We start from the raw sequence: 19,187 nt of genomic DNA on the forward strand, positions 1-19,187 counted from the left end.
GGCCAAGTCAAGCGGCGGCGATCAGGCCGGGCGTGCTTTCCATGCGCCATCCGGTGCAGCCAGCGCAGCGATCCGGTGTTTCTCGACATCGTAAATACCGACACTCAGCGCGAACATGATGATGATCATGGCGAATTCGCCCTCGTCTTCGATGAAGGCCAACAGGTTGGTTTCGGCCGCAGAATGCACGCCCCATGATGTCACCAGGTCAACCGCCACCCCGAACACCGCAGCGCCCGCGATCGAGGCCGCAATCAGCATCCCGTGGATCAGAGCGCGGGAATCGGCCTGCCGCACGGCATAAGCCATGCCCGCCAGCCACAGCACGCCGACCACCGCGAACACCAGCGATTCGGCCAGATGATGCGGCTGGATCGGCAACCAGTCGAACTGCGACAGCCCGCTTGCGAGGGTGAAACCGAGCTGTTCGTGCACCTCGCCCCAGTTATCCAGCGTCATCCACACGAACAGCAGCGCGCTGGTGAGATAGACCGGCGAGCGCATCCGCCGCCACACCAGAAACAGCAGCACCGCCGCTGCGGCGGTCAGCGAATATTCGAGGAATTCGGCGAAAGAGCCGTCCTGCGACATGAAGAACTGGGTCGGCAGCGCCGCGCCCGTGGCATCGCCGTAATGCGCCGCCACATCCAGCCCCACCAGCACGCAGGCATAGGGCACCACCAGCACCAGCGCGATCCGCAGGGCGGATGAACGCAAAAGCTCTCCGCAGGCGCTCACAACATCACCGGGCCTGATCATCGCGCAACCATCCATTCCCCGCCGCACGGCGACGTCCGCGATGGTTTATGACAGTCATGTGTAAATTAAGCCTTTGCGCCCCTGCCTCTGCGCCGCGCCATGCGTTGTGTCATTGCCCCTTCACGCGGGCGCAGGTATAGGCGGGCCATGTCTTCTATCCGTCCGTGGCGCACAATCGAACGGCGCAAATGTCGCCAGATCATGGTGGGGAATGTCCCCGTGGGCGGCGATGCCCCCATCTCGGTGCAGACCATGACCAACACCCCGACAGAGGATATCGTGGCGACGATCGACCAGATCCGCCGCTGCGAGGAAGTGGGCGCGGACATCATCCGGGTCTCCTGCCCGACCGAGGAATCGACGCGCGATTTCAGGAAGATCACCCGCGCCGCGCGCATCCCGATCGTGGCCGACATCCATTTCCACTACAAGCGCGCGCTCGAAGCCGCCGATGCCGGCGCGGCGTGCCTGCGCATCAATCCGGGCAATATCGGCTCGGCCCAGCGCGTGGCCGAGGTGGTGCGCGCCGCCAAGGCCAATGGCTGCGCGATCCGCATCGGGGTGAACGCAGGGTCGCTCGAAAAAGACCTGCTCGAAAAATATGGGGAACCCTGCCCCGAAGCGCTGATCGAAAGCGCATTGGATCACATCAAGCTGTTGCAGGATCACGATTTCCACGAATTCAAGGTGGCGGTGAAGGCGTCGGACGTGTTCCTTGCGGTCGCGGCCTATCATGGCCTCGCCGAAACGGTCGATTGCCCGCTGCATCTCGGCATTACCGAGGCAGGCGGGCTGATCGGCGGCACGGTGAAATCGAGCATCGGGATGGGCAGCCTGCTCTGGGCTGGCATCGGCGACACGATCCGCGTCAGCCTCTCGGCAGAGCCGGAACAGGAAATCAAGGTCGGGTTCGAGATGCTGAAGGCCCTCGGCCTGCGCACTCGCGGCGTGCGGATCGTCTCGTGCCCCTCGTGCTCGCGGCAGGGCTTCGATGTGATCCGCACGGTCGAGGCGCTGGAAGCGCGGCTTGAACACATCAAGACCCCGATGAGCCTTTCGATCCTCGGCTGCGTGGTCAATGGCCCGGGCGAGGCGAGGGAAACCGATATCGGCCTCACCGGCGGCGGGGCGGGCAAGCACATGGTCTATCTGCGCGGGGTGACCGATCACACCATCGAGAGCGAGGACATGCTCGATCACATCGTCCGCCTCGTCGAGCAAAAGGCCGCCGAAATCGAAGCGGGCGAGGCGACCGCCTTCGACCCCCACGCCGCGCCGCAAGCGGCAGTCGCCGCAGAGTGATCCGCGCTGCCATTGCCGCAGGTCTGGCGCTGGCGCTGGCTGCCTGCGCTTCGACCGCAACGCCGCCAGCCCCGCGTGCCGCGCCCGCCCATCCCGAAGCGCGCGCCTATGCCGTGACGCCGGACGCGATGGGCGATGTCGATGCCGCGCTCGCCCGCGCTGCCGAAGGTGGCAAGCGGGTGCTGCTGGTGCTGGGCGCCAACTGGTGCCACGATAGCCGCGCACTGGCCGGATGGCTCGAAACCCCGCGCTTTGCCGCGCTGGTGGCGGAGCGTTACGAACTCGTCTTCGTCAATGTCGGGATGCCGCAAACCGGCGACGGGCATAACCTCGCCGTGGCGCAGCGCTTTGGCCTCGGCGCAGTCCCCGGCACCCCCGCATTGCTGGTGCTGACCGCGGAAGGCAAGGCGGTGAACCTCGACACCGCAGCCAGCTGGCGCAACGCTGCCAGCCGCTCCGAGGATGCGATTTTCGCGGAGCTGTCGGCTCTCGCAGCCCAACCGGCACAATGATCGAAGCCCTGCTGCTCGCGCTCGCGCTGGCGATGGACGCCTTTGCTGTCGCCCTGACGCAAGGCGCGAAGTTCCGGCCCACGGTGCGCGGCGGATTGGCGATTGCGCTCACCTTCGGGGTGTTTCAGGCGCTGATGCCGCTCGCCGGATGGGTGATCGGCGCGGTGGCGCTGATCTATATCGAAGCCATCGATCACTGGATCGCCTTCGGGCTGCTGACGTTCCTCGGAGTGCGGATGCTGGGCGGCCATGTCGGTGACGAGGAAGCCTCCCACGCGCTGACCGGGCGCGCCTTGCTGCTCGCAGGCGTTGCGACCAGCATCGACGCGCTGGCCGCCGGGATCACACTGCCGACGCTCGATGCGGCCCCTCTGGTCGCCGTGGCGCTGATCGGCCTTGTCACCTTCGCCATGAGCGGTGCAGGGGTCGCGCTGGGGCGGGTCGCGGGCGACCGTTGGGGCGAATGGGCCGAGCGCGCCGGCGGCGTGATCCTGATCGCGCTGGGCTGCAAGATCCTTGCGGAACACACCGGATACCTCTGAGGCGGCGATGCTCCACGTCGTCCATCACGCCGACTACATGGCCCCCCGCCCCGAACGCGGCAGCTTCAAATTCGATAAGTATTACCTCGTGATGGAGCAGCTGCGCCGCAGCGGCGCGGCGATCACCGAACACGCGCCCGATCCGATGCCGAGGGAATGGCTCGAAGCGGTGCATTGCCCCACTTACGTCGATCAGGTCTTCCGCGCTGAAGTCCCGCGCGAGAAGGAACGCCGCATCGGCTTTCCTGTCACGCCCGCGATCACTTCACGCGTGCAGCACACCAACGGCGGGACATGGCTGGCGGCGCAGCTGGCGCGGGAACACGGCTATGCCGCCAATTCCGCCGCCGGAAGCCACCATGCGCTGCACGATACCGGCGCGGGTTACTGCGTGTTCAACGACCTCGCCGTGACCGCCAATCGCCTGATCGCCGAACGCCACGCCGCCCGTGTGCTGATCGTCGATCTTGACGTGCATCAGGGCGATGGCACCGCCAGCCTGACGGCGGGGCGCGAGGATATCTTCACCCTGTCGCTGCACGCGGAAAAGAACTTTCCGGTGCGGAAAGCACGCTCCAGCCGCGATGTCGGCCTGCCTGACGGGGTGGACGATGACGGCTACATGGCAGCCCTCACCCGCCACCTGCCGGAAGTGCTGGCAGACTTCGCGCCCGACTTCGTGCTCTATCAGGCGGGCGTCGATCCCCATGCCGAGGACAAGCTGGGGCGGCTGGCGCTGAGCGATGCGGGGTTGGCAATGCGTGACCGCTTCGTGATCGCCGAAAGCCGCCGCCGCGGCCTGCCTGTCGCCAGCGCGCTGGGCGGCGGATATGGCGACGACCAGCGCGCCGTCGCCGCCCGCCATGCCGCCTCGATGCTGGCGATGGCGGCGCAGAACGCGGCGTTTCCGGCACCTTCTCCCACGAACCGAGGCAAGGCTGCGATGAACCGTTAGCCGCCTTATTGGGATCGCGCAGGCTGCGGGTTACGTTACGACATAATGAAGCGTCGCGATCTTCTGAAGGGCACTCTGGTGGCGGGCGCAGCGCTCGCGCTGCCTTCGCGCCTGTTCGCGTCGGTCGCTGCCGGCACGCCGCGTGACCGCATCCTGTTCGACATCGCCCGGCGCGAACTGGCGCGGGCGGGCAATGCGATCTGGAAGCACGACATTGTCGGGATCGCCGATTTCGGGCTCCATTCGGCCAAGCCGCGCTTCCATTTCGTGAACCTCGAACGCGGCGAGGTGCAGTCCTACCACGTCAGCCACGGCAGCGGGTCCGACCGGCAGCATGATGGCTGGCTCAAGGAATTCTCGAACACCGAAGGCTCCAACGCCACCAGCCGCGGGGCTTACGTGACGTGGGAATGGTACAAGGGCCGCTATGGCACCTCGGTGCGCCTCGGCGGGCTGGACGAAACCAACGACGCTGCGCTGCAACGCTACATCGTGATGCACCGCGCCGATTATGCCGAACCTGCGCATCTCGAAAAGTGGGGCCGCCTCGGCCGCTCCAACGGCTGCTTCGCGATGGGCGAGCAACAGTTCCGCATCGCGCTGATGCACCTTTCGGGCGGGCGGCTGCTGTTTGCCGACAGCCTGGGGCTGGAGGAGGACGGCAGCATCCAGCCGGTGCCCGAGCTTGCCCGTTACGAGCGCAAATCGCTGCAATTCGGCCCAAGCGCCGCCGCCAGCGCGTTCTGAACCGCGCCAGCCGCGGGGGTCAGCTGTCCCTGAGATCGTCCTCGATCACGATCACCTCGTCGGTCGGCACGTAGGTGCGTTCACGCACGCGCGGCTTGTCGAGGCTGGCGAGCACCTTGGTATCGCGGCCATAGATGTCCTTGAAGGTCGCCATCTCGCCGTTGATGTCCGACGCCATGGTGAAATAGGTGATGTAGGCGGGCCACTGCTTTTCGAGCATCACCTTGGTGTATTTGCCCGATTGCGAGATCGCCACCGCTTCTTCCTTGGTCGCCCCCTTGCCGAGGATCGCCATCGTCATCGCCAGCTCCAGCGCGCGCTCTGTGCGCACGCAGCCGTGCGACAGGGCGCGGAAATCATTGGCGAACAGGTGGCGCGACGGGGTGTCGTGGAAGAAGATCGCGTGTTCGTTGGGCATTTCCAGCTTCATCATGCCCAGCGAATTGCCCGGGCCCGGCTGCTGCACCACGGTGACATAGCCGTTCGCGCCGCGTGTGCCGACATAGCCGTTGCGCTTGGCCCATGCGGGGTTGGCGAGCACCTTTGCGCCAAGCCCTTCGCCCTTCACGATCGATTGCGGCACGGTCCAGGTCGGGTTGAACACCACGCCTTCGACCATCTCGGCCAGTTGCGGGGTCGCGGTGCGGCCCGGCTTGCCGACGACCGTGCGATAGGTGCTGATGATCTTGTTCTTGACCGTCAGGCGCAGCTGGAATTCCGGCACGTTGGTGATCAGGTATTGCGAGCCGAGATCGCGCTGGAGCCAGCGCCAGCGGTCCATATTGGCGCGGATCAGCTTGCGGCGCGCCACATTGGCCGCCGGGGTCTTCGCCAGTTCGGCACGCAGGCGGGCGTAATCGGGATGGGTCGGGTGCAGCTTGGCCAGCGTGCCCGCGATGTCGCCGGTGCTGACCGCTTCGGCAAGGATATCGCCGGTGCGATAGGTATCGCGGTCGGGATCGATCACGAACCACTGCTCGCGTGCCGACATCGGCGTGCGCCCGTCGCGCAGATCCTCGACCAGCCAGACAAAGCTTTGCGAGGCAAGCTGGTTCAGCTCGTCCGAAGGGCCGGAAGCGAGCGCGACCTTCAGCGGCGCGAGATCATAGTCGGCAGGGTCCAGCCCCTCGGCCCCGATGCCTTCGATCACCGCGACCAGCTTTGCCGCATTGGCGAGGCTCCACGCCTGCACCAGCGGCGCGGGGGTTTCCATGCCGGACTGCACCACCGGTTCGGACACGGTCTGGGGGAAGACCTGCGAGAACGCCTCGGAAGGCTTGGCCGGAGCGGCAGGCAGCTGCGCGGGCTGCGGGCCGCCCTGCTGCTCGCTGCGGGGGAGCATCGGCGGGCGGGCGCCATCCTGCGCCAGTGCCGCCGTGGCGACCAGCGCCGCAATCGCGACGCCACCTGCGAGTTTGCCCGGTAACCTGATCATTTGCCTTTGCCTTTTGCCCCGTGTCGCTGCCATCCGCAGCGCCGATCCGTCATGGCCTGTCATACTCCGGACCGCCGCGCCCTATCAACCACCTTGGCTTTCGGGCCGATGAATGTGCACAGCCCCTTGCAGTCGGGCAACAGCCTGCGTGACCTTGCCGCCACAGCCGCCTAAGAGGCGCGCACGAAGAGCCCATGACACCTGACCGCAACCATCCCCTGCTGCCCTTTGCCGCCGCGCTGGCAGGCGTCGGCTTCCTGTCGCTGATGGATGCCTTCATGAAAGAGGCCGCACTGCTGACCGGCGCCTACACCGCCACAGTGCTGCGCGCTTTCATCGGGGCGGGGCTGATCGCGCCGGTGTGGCTGTCACGCGGGCCCGCCATGCCGAGCCGCGCCTTGTGGAAGCTGCATATCGAACGCGGGATCGTGTCGGCCTTCATGGCGCTGACCTTTTTCTTTTCGCTGACCAAACTGCCGCTGGCCGAGGCCATTGCATTGAGCTTCATCGCGCCGCTGCTGGCGCTGTATCTGGCCCGCGTGCTGCTGGGCGAGGTGATCAGCCGCGCTGCCATTTCGGCCAGTGTGCTGGGCTTTGCCGGAACGCTGGTGATCGTCGGCGGGCGGATCGGGCAGGGCCGGTTCGATGAAGGCGCGGCGCTGGGGATCGCCGCGCTGTTCGTCTCGGCCTTGCTCTATGCCTATAATTTCATCGTCATCCGGCGGCAGGCGCAGCTGGCCGGGCCGCTGGAGATCGCCACCTTCCACAGCGGCATCGGCGGGCTGGTGCTGCTGACGCTCGCGCCGTTCCTGTGGGAGCCGCCATCGGGCGATGCACTGGTGCCGCTGCTGGCGGCGGGCGCGCTGACCGTGGCCGGATCGCTGGCGATTGCCTGGGCCTATGCCCGCGCCGAGGCGCAGGCGCTGGTGCCGACCGAATATTCGGGCTTTGTCTGGGCTGCGCTGTTCGGCTGGCTGTTCTTCCGCGAGGATGTGTCCTGGCCGACCCTGCTCGGCACGGCGCTGATCGTCGGCGGGTGCTGGCTCGCCACCCGCAAGCCTCCCGCACAGCCGGACAAAGCTGCAACCTAAGACATTTTGCCGAGGGGCTACCCCTTGACCTCGCGAGCGAGTCAGCGCAGGTGCGCGAGCGAAAACCGCGCCCTTGGTGGATCGGGGGCGGGTCTAGCAAAAAAGGATGGAACCCCTCCCATGACCGCAATCGGCCAGGATTCGCTCGGCACCCGCCAGACCCTCAATGTGGGCGGCAAGGAATACGCCTATTATTCGCTCGCCAAGGCGGCGGAACAGCTGGGCGATATCAGCAAGCTGCCGATTTCGATGAAGGTGCTGCTGGAAAACCTGCTGCGCTTCGAAGACGGCGGTTTCACGGTCGATCGCAAGCATATCCAGGCGATTGTCGACTGGCAGAACAACCCCACCACCGGCGAGGAAATCCAGTATCGCCCGGCGCGCGTTCTGCTTCAGGACTTCACCGGCGTGCCCTGCGTGGTCGATCTGGCCGCGATGCGCGATGCGATCAAGAAGCTGGGCGGCGACACCGCCAAGATCAACCCGCTGGTGCCGGTCAATCTCGTGATCGACCATTCGGTTATGGTCGACGAATTCGGCCACCCCAAGGCGATGGAAGCCAACATGGCGCTCGAATACGAGCGCAATGCCGAGCGTTACGACTTCCTCAAGTGGGGCTCCAAGAGCTTCCAGAACTTCACCGCCGTGCCCCCGGGCACCGGCATCTGCCACCAGGTGAACCTTGAACACCTCGCCCGCGCGGTGTGGTCGTCCGAAGGGCCGGACGGCGTGATGGTCGCCTACCCCGACACCTGCGTCGGCACCGACAGCCACACCACCATGATCAACGGCCTCGGCGTGCTGGGCTGGGGCGTGGGCGGGATCGAGGCGGAAGCCGCGATGCTCGGCCAGCCGGTGTCGATGCTGATCCCCGAAGTGGTCGGCTTCTACCTCGAAGGCCGCATGGCCGAAGGCGTGACCGCGACCGATCTGGTGCTGACCTGCGTGCAGATGCTGCGCGAAGTCGGCGTGGTGGGGCGTTTCGTGGAATTCTACGGGCCGGGCGTTGCCAACCTCACCCTCGCCGACCGCGCCACCATCGCCAACATGGCCCCCGAATATGGCGCGACCTGCGGCTTCTTCGGGATCGACGACAAGACCATCGAATACCTGCGCCTGACCGGCCGCAGCGAGGAAACCATCGCGCTGGTCGAAGCCTACGCCAAGGCGCAAGGCATGTGGTTTGACCCCGCCAACGTGCCGGTGTTCACCAAGACCCTCAGCCTCGACATGGCCGCCGTCGTCCCCAGCCTCGCCGGTCCCAAGCGCCCGCAGGACAAGGTTGTGCTCGACAAGGTGGACGAGCTGTTCAACGGCGATCTCACCAAGGTCTACGGCAAGGCAGCCCCCGCGCGCGTCGGCGTTGAAGGCAAGGATCACGACATCGGCGACGGCGACGTGGTGATCGCCGCGATCACCTCGTGCACCAACACCTCGAACCCCGATGTGCTGATCGCTGCCGGTCTGGTGGCGAAGAAGGCCAACGAGCGCGGGCTGAAGCCCAAGCCGTGGGTCAAGACCAGCCTCGCCCCCGGCTCGCAGGTCGTCACCGATTACCTCGTGAAGTCGGGCCTGCAGGAGCATCTCGATGCGGTCGGCTTCGACCTTGTCGGCTATGGCTGCACCACCTGCATCGGCAACTCCGGCCCGCTGGCTGCGCCGATTTCGGCTGCGATCAACGGCAACGACATTGTTGCCGCCTCGGTGCTGTCGGGCAACCGCAACTTCGAAGGTCGCGTCAGCCCCGACGTGCGCGCCAACTTCCTCGCCTCGCCGCCGCTGGTGGTGGCCTATGCGCTGAAGGGCACCGTCACCGAAGACATCACCACCACCCCGATCGGGCAGGACCAGAACGGCAATGACGTGATGCTGGCCGACCTGTGGCCGACCAATGCCGAAATCGCCGAACATCGCGCCGCCAATATCGACCGCACCATGTTCGAAAGCCGCTACGCCAACGTCTATGACGGTGACGAGCACTGGCAGGCGATCACCGTCGAACCCTCGGACACCTACCAGTGGCGCGCCGGTTCGACCTATGTCGCCAACCCGCCCTATTTCGAGGGCATGACCATGACCCCGGCGCCGGTTACCGACATCGTCGATGCCAAGCCGCTGGCGATCCTCGGCGATTCGGTCACCACCGACCACATCTCGCCGGCCGGCTCGATCAAGGAAGACAGCCCTGCGGGCAAGTTCCTGATGAGCAATCAGGTCACCAAGAAGGACTTCAACTCCTACGGCTCGCGCCGCGGCCACCACGAAGTGATGATGCGCGGCACCTTCGCCAACATCCGCATCAAGAACGAAATGGTGCCGGGCGTCGAAGGCGGCTTCTCGACCTATGGCGGCGAGACCATGCCGATCTACGACGCGGCGATGAAGCACAAGGAAGCCGGCACGCCGCTGGTGGTGATCGGCGGCAAGGAATACGGCACCGGCTCGTCGCGCGACTGGGCGGCCAAGGGCACGATCCTGCTCGGCGTGCGGATGGTGATCGTCGAGAGCTTCGAGCGTATCCACCGCTCCAACCTCGTCGGCATGGGCGTGCTGCCGCTCCAGTTCAAGGAAGGCGACACCCGCGAGACGCTGGGCCTTTCGGCGACCGACAGCTTCTCGATCCGCGGCCTTGCCGATCTGACCCCAGGGCAAGACGTCACGGTCGAAGTCACCCGCGAAGACGGCACGCAGTTCAGCTTCACCGCGCTGTGCCGCATCGATACCGCGAACGAGATGGAATATTACCGCCACGGCGGGATTCTCCATTACGTTCTGCGCAAGCTTGCGGCATAATGCCCGCATGACCGCGCACCGCTCCACCCTGCTCGCTGCTGCCGCCATGCTGGCGCTGGCCGCTTGCGGGGGTGAGCGGGACGGGGATGGTGCGGGCAGCCCTTCCGCGCCGTTCGGGTTCGAGCTGGCAATGGCGGCGACGCCTGCGGCTGACGACAGCGGGGCGGATAGTGCCGCGCCGGTGGCGGTGCCGATGGTCGATCTGACCGCCGACGAACTCGCCGCAAGGCTCAAGGCGGGCAATATCCGGCTGATCGACGTGCGCACCGATGCCGAAGTGGCCGAAGGCGTGATCCCCGGCGCCGAACACATCCCGCTCGACCGGTTCGACCCTGCCAGCCTCGACCTTTCGGACGGGCGCGAAGTGGTGCTCTATTGCCGATCGGGCCGCCGTTCGACCAAGGCGGGCGAAATGCTCGCTGCGGTGACGGGCAAGCCGGTGGAACACCTCGCAGGCGGCATCACCGCGTGGGAAGCCGCAGGCGAGCCGGTCGAAAAGCGCTAGAACACCTTACCGACGCCAAAACAAAAGGGGCGGCCTGTTCAAGGCCGCCCCTTTGTATTTGTGCACCGGTGTGCAGCGGATCAGGCCGCGCCGGGGAACTTCCGGCGGCCGAGGATCGCGGCGGCGGCGAGGCCGAACAGGATCATCATCGGCGGCGCGGGGACATCATGCCCGCCGGTGCTGCCGCTGGTGCTCGACGAAGAGGACGACGAGGAGGAAGACGACGAACTCGTGCTGGTGCTGCCCGACGAACCGCTGGTGGTCGACGAGCCGCTGCTGCTGCCCGAGGACGAGCTGCTGGTGCTGGTGCCCGTGCTGCCGCCGGTCGAACCGCTCGACGAGGACGAGGAACTGCCCGACGACGAGCTGGTGCTGGTCCCGGTGCTGCCACCCGACGAGCCGCTCGACGAAGACGAGGACGAGCTGCTGCCCGAAGAGCTGCTGCTGCCCGAGCCACCCGAAGACCCGCTCGACGAACTGGAACCCGACGAGGACGACGACGAGCTGCCGCCGCTCGAACCCGACGAACCGCCGCTGCTGCCCGAGGAGGACGAGGACGAGGAGGACGACGAGGAGCTGCTGCTGGTGCTGCTGGTCAGATCGCCCGACGAGCTGGTGCTGGTCGCACCGCCGCCCGAGGACGAGGAGCTGCTGCTCGACGAGGAGGAGGACGACGACGAGCTGCTGCCCGAACCGCCGCTGCTGCCCGAGCTGCCGCTGCCGCCCGAGGAGGACGAACTCGACGAACCCGAGGAAGACGAGCTCGACGAACCCGAGCCGCCCGACGATCCGCCCGAACCGCCGCTCGACGAGCTGGACGAGGAAGACGAGGAACTGCCCGAAGAGGACGACGACGACGAGCTCGACACATTGCCGCTCGACGAGCTGACGTTGCCGGAGGAACTGGACACGTTGCCCGAGCTGCTCGACACATTACCCGAGGAGCTGGAAACGCTGCCCGTGCTGCTCGACACGTTGCCCGAAGACGACGTCACCCCGCCCGACGAGCTCGACACAGCCCCGGTCGAGGACGACACCCCGCCGGTCGAACTGGACACCGCACCGGTGGACGAGCTGACATTGCCCGAAGACGAGACCGCCCCGGTCGAGGAGCTGACGTTGCCCGAGGAGGACACCGCGCCGGTCGAGGAGGACACATTGCCCGACGACGACACCTGACCCGTGCTCGACGAGACCTGCCCGGTCGAGGTCGAGGTCGAAACCTGGCCGGTCGAGGAGCTGATCGTGCCCGAGGACGAGGTGGTCGAGGTGGAATTGTCGATGTCGATGTCGATCACGACACCGCTCGATCCGCCGGTGGTGCCGCTGGTGCCGCCCGAGGTCGAGGTGGTGGTCGAGACCGACACATCGCCCGAAGACGAACCGCCGCCACCGAAGAAGCCGCCGAAGAAGCCGCCGCCAAAGCCCAGACCGCCGCCAAAGCCGCCGCCGAAACCGCCGCCCCAGCCACCGCCGGGGCCGCCGCCACCCGAAACCGGCGGCAGCGGGGGAAGCGGTGCGGGCATATAGGCAACCTGCGCGATCGGCGGGCACTGTTCCGGATCGAAATAGGCCTGCACCGCACCCGCAGGCATCGACGCGGCACCGGCTGCACCGGCCATACGCGGGCCGACCGGCTGGCATTCGATGGTGCGTTCGACAATCCGGCGGCGGCGCTCTTCCGGCATCGGGATCACGCGCTCGCGGGTCTTGATGTAGCGTGCGCCGGTCACCGGATCGACGGCGATCATCTTGCTGTCGATCTTGCTGCTGAAATCGGGCGCGTTGGTGTTCATCGGCTCGGCCATGCGCACGGCCCCACCTTGCAACAACGCAACACCCGCAGCGGCGGCGGAAAGCTTCGCGATGGCCAGTTTGAGCGACATAGTCGAGAACCCTGTTTGCCTGTGTCGGGGAATGCGGACAGCCCGCACCTCCTCCAAATCCAGCGTTCTTTTGATGTCAGAAAGTGTCAGCGGGCAATCCGCTTAACCATGGACTCACGCCGCAAAGGCGCGGAATCGCCGGAGAATCGGCCAGATTCCGGCAGGCTGTCCCGATCTGGCACCGAAATCGGGGCCAAGGTTAGCCGAAAGGTTAACGATCCTCGCCGAACAGACCGCCCTGCTGCGGCGGCGAATCTGCGGGGCGCGCCATGTCGAGGTGTTCCCACCCGGCATCATTGAGCACGCGGCCGCGCGCGGTGCGGGCGATCAGACCCAGCTGGATGAGGTAGGGTTCGACCACCTCCTCCACCGTGTCACGCGGCTCGGCAAGGCCCGCTGCGATCGTCTCGATCCCGACCGGGCCACCCTTGTAAGTGGTTGCAATCATGTCAAGATAGCGCCGGTCCATGGCATCAAGGCCAAGCCGGTCGATCTCCAGCCGGGTGAGCGCTTCGTCTGCCACATGGCGGGTGACCGAGGCCGCACCCGCGACATCGGCAAAGTCGCGCACACGCCGCAGCAGCCGCCCCGCGACTCGCGGGGTGCCCCGCGAACGCCGCGCAATCTCGTGCGCGCCATCGGGCGCAATCGCGAGGCCGAGCAGCCCGGCGGCGCGGGTGACGACGCGCTCCAGTTCCGCGTGGGTATAGAAGTTGAGCCGCACTGGAATGCCGAAGCGATCGCGCAGCGGCGTGGTCAACAGGCCCTGCCGCGTGGTCGCCCCGATCAGGGTGAAGGGCGGCAGGTCGATACGGACAGAACGCGCCGACGGCCCCTCGCCGATAATGAGATCGAGCGCGCGGTCCTCCATCGCGGGATAGAGCACCTCCTCGACTTGCGGCGAGAGGCGGTGGATCTCGTCGATAAACAGCACATCATGCGGTTCGAGATTGGTGAGCAGCGCGGCGAGATCGCCCGCCTTGGCGATGACCGGGCCGGAGGTGGCGCGGAAGCCCACGCCCAGCTCGCCCGCGATGATCTGCGCCAGCGTGGTCTTGCCGAGGCCGGGCGGACCGAAGAACAGGGTATGATCCATCGCCTCCCCCCGCGCGCGCGCGGCGGCGATGAAGACGGCAAGGTTACCCTTGGCCGCCTCCTGCCCCACGAACTCGGCGAGACGGCGCGGCCGCAGGGCTGCGTCAGGGTCGCCGGGTTGGCGGGTGGGGGTGTGGAGGGGGGCGGGGTCAGTCATAGAATCTCGTCATGCTGAACCTGTCTCAGCATGAATTCTCCGGCTCGCGGCTCGGGTGTGAAAGGAGAAATGGACCCTGAAACGAGTTCAGCATGACGGGATTGGGCGACAACCATCACCCCGCCGCCTTCTTCAGCGCCACGCGGATAAGATCACCCTCGCTCGCGCCCTCGCCCAGTTCCTCCAGCGCCCGCGCCACGGCCTGTGCGGCCACCGCGGGCTTGAAGCCGAGGTTTTCCAGCGCGCTCGCCGCGTCCGCGCCCTTGCTGCCTGCGGGAGCAGCGGCGGCCGAGACCGCAAAGCCGCCTGAGCCGCCGGGCATCGCGCCGGCCTTGTCCTTCAGTTCGTTGACGATCCGGCCTGCCAGCTTCGGCCCCACGCCCTGCGCCCGCGCCACCATTGCTGCGTCGCCACGCCCGCAGGCGTCGCGCAGTTCTCCGGTCGAGAGCGCCGAGAGGATCGCCAGCCCCACCTTGCTCCCCACGCCCTGCACGCCGGTCAGCAGCCGGAACCAGTCGCGCTCCGAGCTTTCCGCGAAGCCCAGCAGACGCATGTCGTTCTCGCTCACCTGCAATTCGGTGTGGACGGTGCAGGCCTCGCCCACCTCGCCCAAGGCGACAAGCGTGCGGCTGGAGCAGTGGACGAGATACCCCACTCCGCCGACATCGACGATGGCCCAGTCCTCGCCCGTGGCATCGAGCCTGCCGGATAGCTTTGCGATCATGGTATGTTCCTGCCGCAATCGGATTGGCTTGGCTAGAGCCGCGAAATAGTTTTCACGCGAAGGCACGAAGGCGCGAAGATTTGGGTGACCGAGGCCACTCTACTGCACAGCAGCAATCCCAAGCGAGGAACGTATGCCTGCGGCGCCATCGATCAGTGCACAACATCTTCGCGCCTTCGTGTCTTCGCGTGAACCAAAAAATGCCGGACGCTCGACACGAACGGGACTTTGGGTAAAGGGACTCGCCCATGAGCTGGAACACCTTCGGGCGCGTGCTGCGCTTTACCACTTGGGGAGAGAGCCACGGGCCCGCATTGGGCGCGGTTGTCGACGGGTGCCCGCCGGGCCTCGCAATCAGCGAGGCGTTCATCCAGCCCTTCCTCGACGCCCGCAAGCCGGGAACGAGCCGCTTCACCACCCAGCGGCGCGAGGATGATCTGGTGCGCATCCTCAGCGGCACTTTCGAAGGCAAGACCACCGGCACGCCGATCAGCCTGATGATCGAGAACACCGATCAGCGGAGCAAGGACTACAGCGAGATCGCCCAGCGTTACCGCCCGGGCCATGCCGACTACGCCTATGACGCCAAATACGGCATCCGCGACTATCGCGGCGGCGGGCGCTCTTCGGCGCGCGAGACAGCGGCGCGGGTGGCGGCGGGCGCGGTGGCGCGGCTGGTGATTCCGGAGGTCACGATCACGGCCTACGTGTGCGAACTCGGCGGTGACCGGATCGATCCGGCGAATATCGACTACGCCGAGATCGCCAACAACCCCTTCTTCTGCCCCGACGCTGCTGCCGCCAAGCGCTGGGAGGAGAAGGTCGATGCCGCGCGCAAGGCCGGATCATCGCTCGGCGCGATTGTCGAATGTGTCGCCACGGGCGTCCCCGCCGGCTGGGGCGCGCCGATCTATGCCAAGCTCGACAGCGATCTCGCCGCCGCGATGATGAGCATCAACGCGGTCAAGGGTGTCGAGATCGGCGACGGCTTCGACGCCGCACGCCTGACCGGCGAGGAAAACGCCGACCGGATGCGCCCCGGTCCGGATGGGAAGCCCGTCTACCTCGCCAACCATGCAGGCGGCACGGCGGGGGGCATTTCGACCGGGCAGCCGGTGGTGTGCCGCGTGGCCTTCAAGCCGACCTCCTCGATCCTCACGCCGGTGGAATCGATCAATTCAGCCGGCGAGGCGGTAGAGGTGGTCACCAAGGGCCGCCACGACCCCTGCGTCGGCATCCGCGGCACGCCCGTCGTCGAAGCGATGATGGCGCTGGTGCTGGCCGACCACAAACTGCTGCACCGGGGGCAAGTGGGGTAAGCGTAGCGCGGCAGAGACACGGGCGGGTGGGGTAAGCGTAGCGCGAGACTCGAGCCCGCTTACCCGCAGCAGGTGCAGCGGCGCTGGCCTGCGCCGATGATCGCGGTGCGCAGCGCGTGGGCCAGCTTGCCTTGCGCAACCTCTTCCAGCACATCCTGCTTTGCCACGATCAGCGCCGGATCATCCGATCCCAGCTCTTCATACGAAGCCTGCACGATGCCCAGCACATCCTTGCGTGACAGCCTCAGGGAGGTGTCACCTTCCGTCAAAACGGAATTTTCGAAGTCAAAGCCAAGGCGGTCCAGTCGCGGCGAGCGATAGTCGTCTGTCATGCGCACTCCGAAAGCAGCCTGGTCGGGCTGCGTTCATTTTTGATCAGGATCAAATTTCCCCGCCCGAGGGCTTTCTGGCATGCCCATGGCTGACGCGCAAACCGGAGCCGGACCGGTCGCCCGAAGTTAACCGCGGTTAGACCGGATTTGCCCTGCGAACACGCAATTTTCTTTCGCGGCACAATCGAATGGGCGAGGAAAATTACCCTCTCGCGGCGTTGCGAACGGTTCGCGGCGGAATTGCCACGACTTGTCCCGTCCACGGCAGGGATACGATAGCTCACCGCGTCAAACACAGGTGCAATCGTTTGTCCGCCATGACTGACGCAAAAAATCGATCGGGTTCCCGCCCCACTGATTGAAAAAAGCGATGCTCGCAATCGCAACAATCAACTTTTGTGCAGCGCAAAAGGCTCTATTTGGACAGCATCAGTTCCAACCCACCTCTCAACCCCATCAAAAGGACAAACTCCCATGGGTATCATCGGTTCGACCATCCAGCCCTTCACCGCCACTGCCTTCCAGAAGGGCAAGGACTTCTTCACCGTCACCGAAGCCGATCTCGCCGGCAAGTGGTCGGTGTTCTTCTTCTACCCGGCCGACTTCACCTTCGTGTGCCCGACCGAACTGGAAGACATGGGCGAAAAGTACGCCACCCTCCAGTCGATGGGCGTTGAAGTCTACGCCGTCTCGACCGACACGCACTTCAGCCACAAGGCCTGGAGCGACACCTCGGACAAGATCGGCAAGCTGACCTTCCCGTTCCTGGGCGACCAGAACCACGTGCTGTCGAACAACTTCGGCGTGCTGCGTGAAGGCGTTGGCCTGGCTGACCGTGCGACCTTCGTGGTCGATCCGGACGGCGTGATCCAGATCATGGAAATCACCTGCGAAGGCGTGGGCCGCAATGCCAACGAACTGACCCGCAAGATCAAGGCCGCACAGTATGTGCGCGCCAACCCCGGTCAGGTCTGCCCGGCGGCGTGGGAAGAAGGCAGCGACACGCTGGCCCCCTCGCTCGACCTCGTCGGCAAGATCTAAGACCGTTTACCGAACCGGCCAGCGCGGGGTTCCCCCCAACCCTATCCCGCGCTGACCGAAAATCCCGAGAGCCATTCAAATAGCCCTCGGGTCGTAGCCGGGACCGGATGTGCCCGCCCCGCCCCTTCCCCCCCTTTGCGGGCCGGGCAGGGCATCGTCCGGTCCCGTGTTACCCTCTCCCCATCCGCCATCAGAGCGCGCCCAGCGCCCGGAGGACACCATGCTCGACGCCGCCATGCAGGCCCAGCTCAAGACCTATCTCGGAAACTTGCGCGAAGGGATCGAACTGGTCGCTAGCCTCGATGACAGCGAGAAGTCGCGCCAGACGCGCCAGCTGATCGAACAGATCGCCGCGCTGCACGACCTCGTCACCGCCCGTTTCGACGGCACCGACGATCGCAAGCCCAGCTTCATCATCCGCCGCGCCAGCGACGCGGAAAAGTGGGTGCGCTTTGCCGGCCTGCCGATGGGCCACGAATTCACCTCGCTTGTGCTCGCGCTGCTGTGGGCCGGCGGGCATCCGCCCAAGGTTGACGCCGACCTGATCGAACAGGTGCGCGCGCTGGAAGGCGACTATCATTTCGAGATGTTCTTCTCGCTGTCGTGCCACAACTGCCCCGATGTGGTGCAGGCGCTGACGCTGATGGCGCTCGAAAACCCGCGCATCACCGCGACTCTGATCGAGGGCGGCACCTTCCAGGACGAAGTCGAGCGCCGCGACATCATGGCGGTGCCTGCGACCTTCCTCAATGGCGAGCCGTTCTACAACGGCAAGATGGAGCTGGCCGAGATCCTCGCCAAGCTCGACGTCAATGCCGATGCCAGGCAGGCCGAGAAGCTCAGCGCCAAGGCGCCCTTCGAGGTGCTGGTGATCGGCGGTGGCCCCGCCGGTGCGGCGGCGGCGGTCTATACCGCGCGCAAGGGCTTCCGCACGGGAATCGCGGCAGAACGCTTCGGCGGGCAGCTGATGGACACGCTGGGGATCGAGAACCTGCCCGGCACGCCCTACACCGAAGGCCCCAAGCTGACCGACAGCCTCAAGCAGCACGTCGGCGAATATGACATCGACCTGATGGACTTGGCCCGTGCGGTCGAACTCAAGCCCGCCAAGGACGTTGGCGGCTATCATGAAGTGGTGATGGCCAACGGCGCGAGCCTCAAGGCGCGCTCGCTGATCCTTTCCACCGGCGCACGCTGGCGCAATCTCGGCGTGCCGGGCGAGGCGGAGTATCGCAACAAGGGCGTGGCCTATTGCCCGCACTGCGATGGTCCGCTGTTCAAGGGCAAGCGCATCGCTGTGATCGGCGGCGGCAATTCGGGTGTCGAGGCGGCGATCGACCTTGCCGGGATCGTCGGCCACGTGACGCTGATCGAGTTCGACACCAAGCTGCGGGCCGACGAGGTGCTCCAGCGCAAGCTGCGCTCGATGCCCAATGTCGAGATCGTTACCAACGGCCAGACCACCGAAATCCTTGGGCAAAACGGCAAGGTCAGCGGGCTGGTGGTGAAAGACCGCGCCAGCGGCGATGAACGCCGCATCGCGCTCGAGGGTGTGTTCGTGCAGATCGGGCTTGTCCCCAACACCGAATGGCTGCGCGAGACAGGTCTGACCTTGAGCAAGTTCGGCGAAATCGTGACCGACAGTCACGGCGCGACCAACCTGCCCGGCATCTATGCCGCGGGCGACTGCACCACCGTGCCGCACAAGCAGATCGTCGTCGCCATGGGCGAAGGTGCGAAGGCGGGCCTTGGCGCGTTCGACTTCCTGATCCGGAATGAACCGGTGGAAGAGGTCGCTGCGGCGGCGTGAGGCACTTGCCCACCCCTAACCCCTCCCGCAGGCGGGAGGGGGACTGAAAGCGCCAAAACTCCCCTCCCGCTTGCGGGAGGGGCTGGGGGTGGGTCCGAAATGGCCCGCCCTTTTTCGTTGGTCCGCCCAACCGCTCTAATCGCCCGCCTCAATCAATCCCTGCGCATTAATCGATTGGACGA

At 66.0% G+C, this 19,187-nt stretch carries 18 protein-coding genes; 13 read left to right on the forward strand and 5 right to left on the reverse strand.

Features of this window, described 5'->3' with window-relative positions; all coding sequences use genetic code 11:
• Positions 1–21: 21 nt before the first annotated feature.
• On the reverse strand, positions 22–759 hold the full coding sequence (locus ACU0AG_RS02620; protein ID WP_482780700.1) for a hypothetical protein: 738 nt from the start codon (positions 757–759) through the stop codon (positions 22–24).
• A gap of 147 nt (positions 760–906) precedes the next feature.
• Here ACU0AG_RS02620 and ispG point away from each other — a divergent pair, with 147 nt between their 5' ends.
• From ispG to ACU0AG_RS02645, 5 genes are read left to right on the forward strand one after another with little or no spacing between them, the layout of a single operon-like run.
• Positions 907–2,061, forward strand: a complete 1,155-nt coding sequence (ispG, locus tag ACU0AG_RS02625) for a flavodoxin-dependent (E)-4-hydroxy-3-methylbut-2-enyl-diphosphate synthase (RefSeq protein ID WP_482780701.1) — start codon at positions 907–909, stop codon at positions 2,059–2,061.
• Positions 2,058–2,573, forward strand: coding sequence for a thioredoxin family protein (locus ACU0AG_RS02630; RefSeq protein ID WP_482780702.1), 516 nt, complete (start codon positions 2,058–2,060; stop codon positions 2,571–2,573). The genes ispG and ACU0AG_RS02630 overlap by 4 nt, the downstream gene beginning before the upstream one ends.
• Positions 2,570–3,115, forward strand: a complete 546-nt coding sequence (locus tag ACU0AG_RS02635) for a manganese efflux pump MntP (protein WP_482780703.1) — start codon at positions 2,570–2,572, stop codon at positions 3,113–3,115. The genes ACU0AG_RS02630 and ACU0AG_RS02635 overlap by 4 nt, the downstream gene beginning before the upstream one ends.
• Positions 3,116–3,122: 7 nt before the next feature.
• Positions 3,123–4,070 carry a histone deacetylase family protein gene (locus ACU0AG_RS02640; protein ID WP_482780704.1) on the forward strand — a complete coding sequence of 316 codons (948 nt, stop codon included), beginning with the start codon at positions 3,123–3,125 and terminating at the stop codon, positions 4,068–4,070.
• Between the two features lie 45 nt (positions 4,071–4,115).
• Positions 4,116–4,817, forward strand: coding sequence for a murein L,D-transpeptidase catalytic domain-containing protein (locus tag ACU0AG_RS02645; protein ID WP_482780705.1), 702 nt, complete (start codon positions 4,116–4,118; stop codon positions 4,815–4,817).
• Between the two features lie 19 nt (positions 4,818–4,836).
• Here ACU0AG_RS02645 and ACU0AG_RS02650 read toward each other — a convergent pair whose 3' ends face one another.
• Positions 4,837–6,252 (reverse strand): L,D-transpeptidase family protein, encoded by a 1,416-nt coding sequence (locus ACU0AG_RS02650; RefSeq protein WP_482780706.1) that lies wholly within the window; start codon positions 6,250–6,252, stop codon positions 4,837–4,839.
• Between the two features lie 194 nt (positions 6,253–6,446).
• On the opposite strand from ACU0AG_RS02650, the gene ACU0AG_RS02655 reads away from it, so the two are divergent.
• The 5 genes from ACU0AG_RS02655 (at position 6,447) to ACU0AG_RS02675 (ending at position 12,171) form a co-directional block, all read left to right on the forward strand.
• Positions 6,447–7,343, forward strand: a complete 897-nt coding sequence (locus ACU0AG_RS02655; RefSeq protein WP_482780707.1) for a DMT family transporter — start codon at positions 6,447–6,449, stop codon at positions 7,341–7,343.
• Between the two features lie 120 nt (positions 7,344–7,463).
• Positions 7,464–10,136 (forward strand): aconitate hydratase AcnA, encoded by a 2,673-nt coding sequence (gene acnA, locus ACU0AG_RS02660; RefSeq protein WP_482780708.1) that lies wholly within the window; start codon positions 7,464–7,466, stop codon positions 10,134–10,136.
• 7 nt (positions 10,137–10,143) lie between these two features.
• Positions 10,144–10,641, forward strand: coding sequence for a rhodanese-like domain-containing protein (locus ACU0AG_RS02665; RefSeq protein ID WP_482780709.1), 498 nt, complete (start codon positions 10,144–10,146; stop codon positions 10,639–10,641).
• 177 nt (positions 10,642–10,818) lie between these two features.
• Complete coding sequence (locus tag ACU0AG_RS02670; RefSeq protein WP_482780710.1) at positions 10,819–11,820, forward strand: hypothetical protein; 1,002 nt, start codon at positions 10,819–10,821, stop codon at positions 11,818–11,820.
• A 3-nt stretch (positions 11,821–11,823) separates the two neighbouring features.
• Positions 11,824–12,171, forward strand: coding sequence for a hypothetical protein (locus tag ACU0AG_RS02675; protein ID WP_482780711.1), 348 nt, complete (start codon positions 11,824–11,826; stop codon positions 12,169–12,171).
• A gap of 567 nt (positions 12,172–12,738) precedes the next feature.
• Here ACU0AG_RS02675 and ruvB read toward each other — a convergent pair.
• Positions 12,739–13,779, reverse strand: coding sequence for a Holliday junction branch migration DNA helicase RuvB (gene ruvB, locus ACU0AG_RS02680; RefSeq protein ID WP_482780712.1), 1,041 nt, complete (start codon positions 13,777–13,779; stop codon positions 12,739–12,741).
• Positions 13,780–13,894: 115 nt separating this feature from the next.
• On the reverse strand, positions 13,895–14,503 hold the full coding sequence (gene ruvA, locus ACU0AG_RS02685; protein ID WP_482780713.1) for a Holliday junction branch migration protein RuvA: 609 nt from the start codon (positions 14,501–14,503) through the stop codon (positions 13,895–13,897).
• A gap of 248 nt (positions 14,504–14,751) precedes the next feature.
• Between ruvA and aroC the strand changes: the two genes are divergently transcribed.
• Complete coding sequence (gene aroC, locus ACU0AG_RS02690; protein ID WP_482780714.1) at positions 14,752–15,822, forward strand: chorismate synthase; 1,071 nt, start codon at positions 14,752–14,754, stop codon at positions 15,820–15,822.
• 59 nt (positions 15,823–15,881) lie between these two features.
• Here the strand turns inward: aroC and ACU0AG_RS02695 are convergent, their stop codons facing one another.
• Positions 15,882–16,154 carry a hypothetical protein gene (locus ACU0AG_RS02695; protein ID WP_482780715.1) on the reverse strand — a complete coding sequence of 91 codons (273 nt, stop codon included), beginning with the start codon at positions 16,152–16,154 and terminating at the stop codon, positions 15,882–15,884.
• Between the two features lie 474 nt (positions 16,155–16,628).
• Here ACU0AG_RS02695 and ahpC point away from each other — a divergent pair, with 474 nt between their 5' ends.
• Positions 16,629–17,195 (forward strand): alkyl hydroperoxide reductase subunit C, encoded by a 567-nt coding sequence (gene ahpC, locus ACU0AG_RS02700; protein WP_482780716.1) that lies wholly within the window; start codon positions 16,629–16,631, stop codon positions 17,193–17,195.
• A 220-nt stretch (positions 17,196–17,415) separates the two neighbouring features.
• A complete protein-coding gene (gene ahpF / locus ACU0AG_RS02705) occupies positions 17,416–19,005 on the forward strand; it encodes an alkyl hydroperoxide reductase subunit F (protein ID WP_482780717.1) in 1,590 nt (529 codons plus the stop codon).
• Positions 19,006–19,187 lie beyond the last annotated feature (182 nt).

The sequence above is a fragment of the Erythrobacter sp. RANMB8 genome (assembly GCF_056848235.1).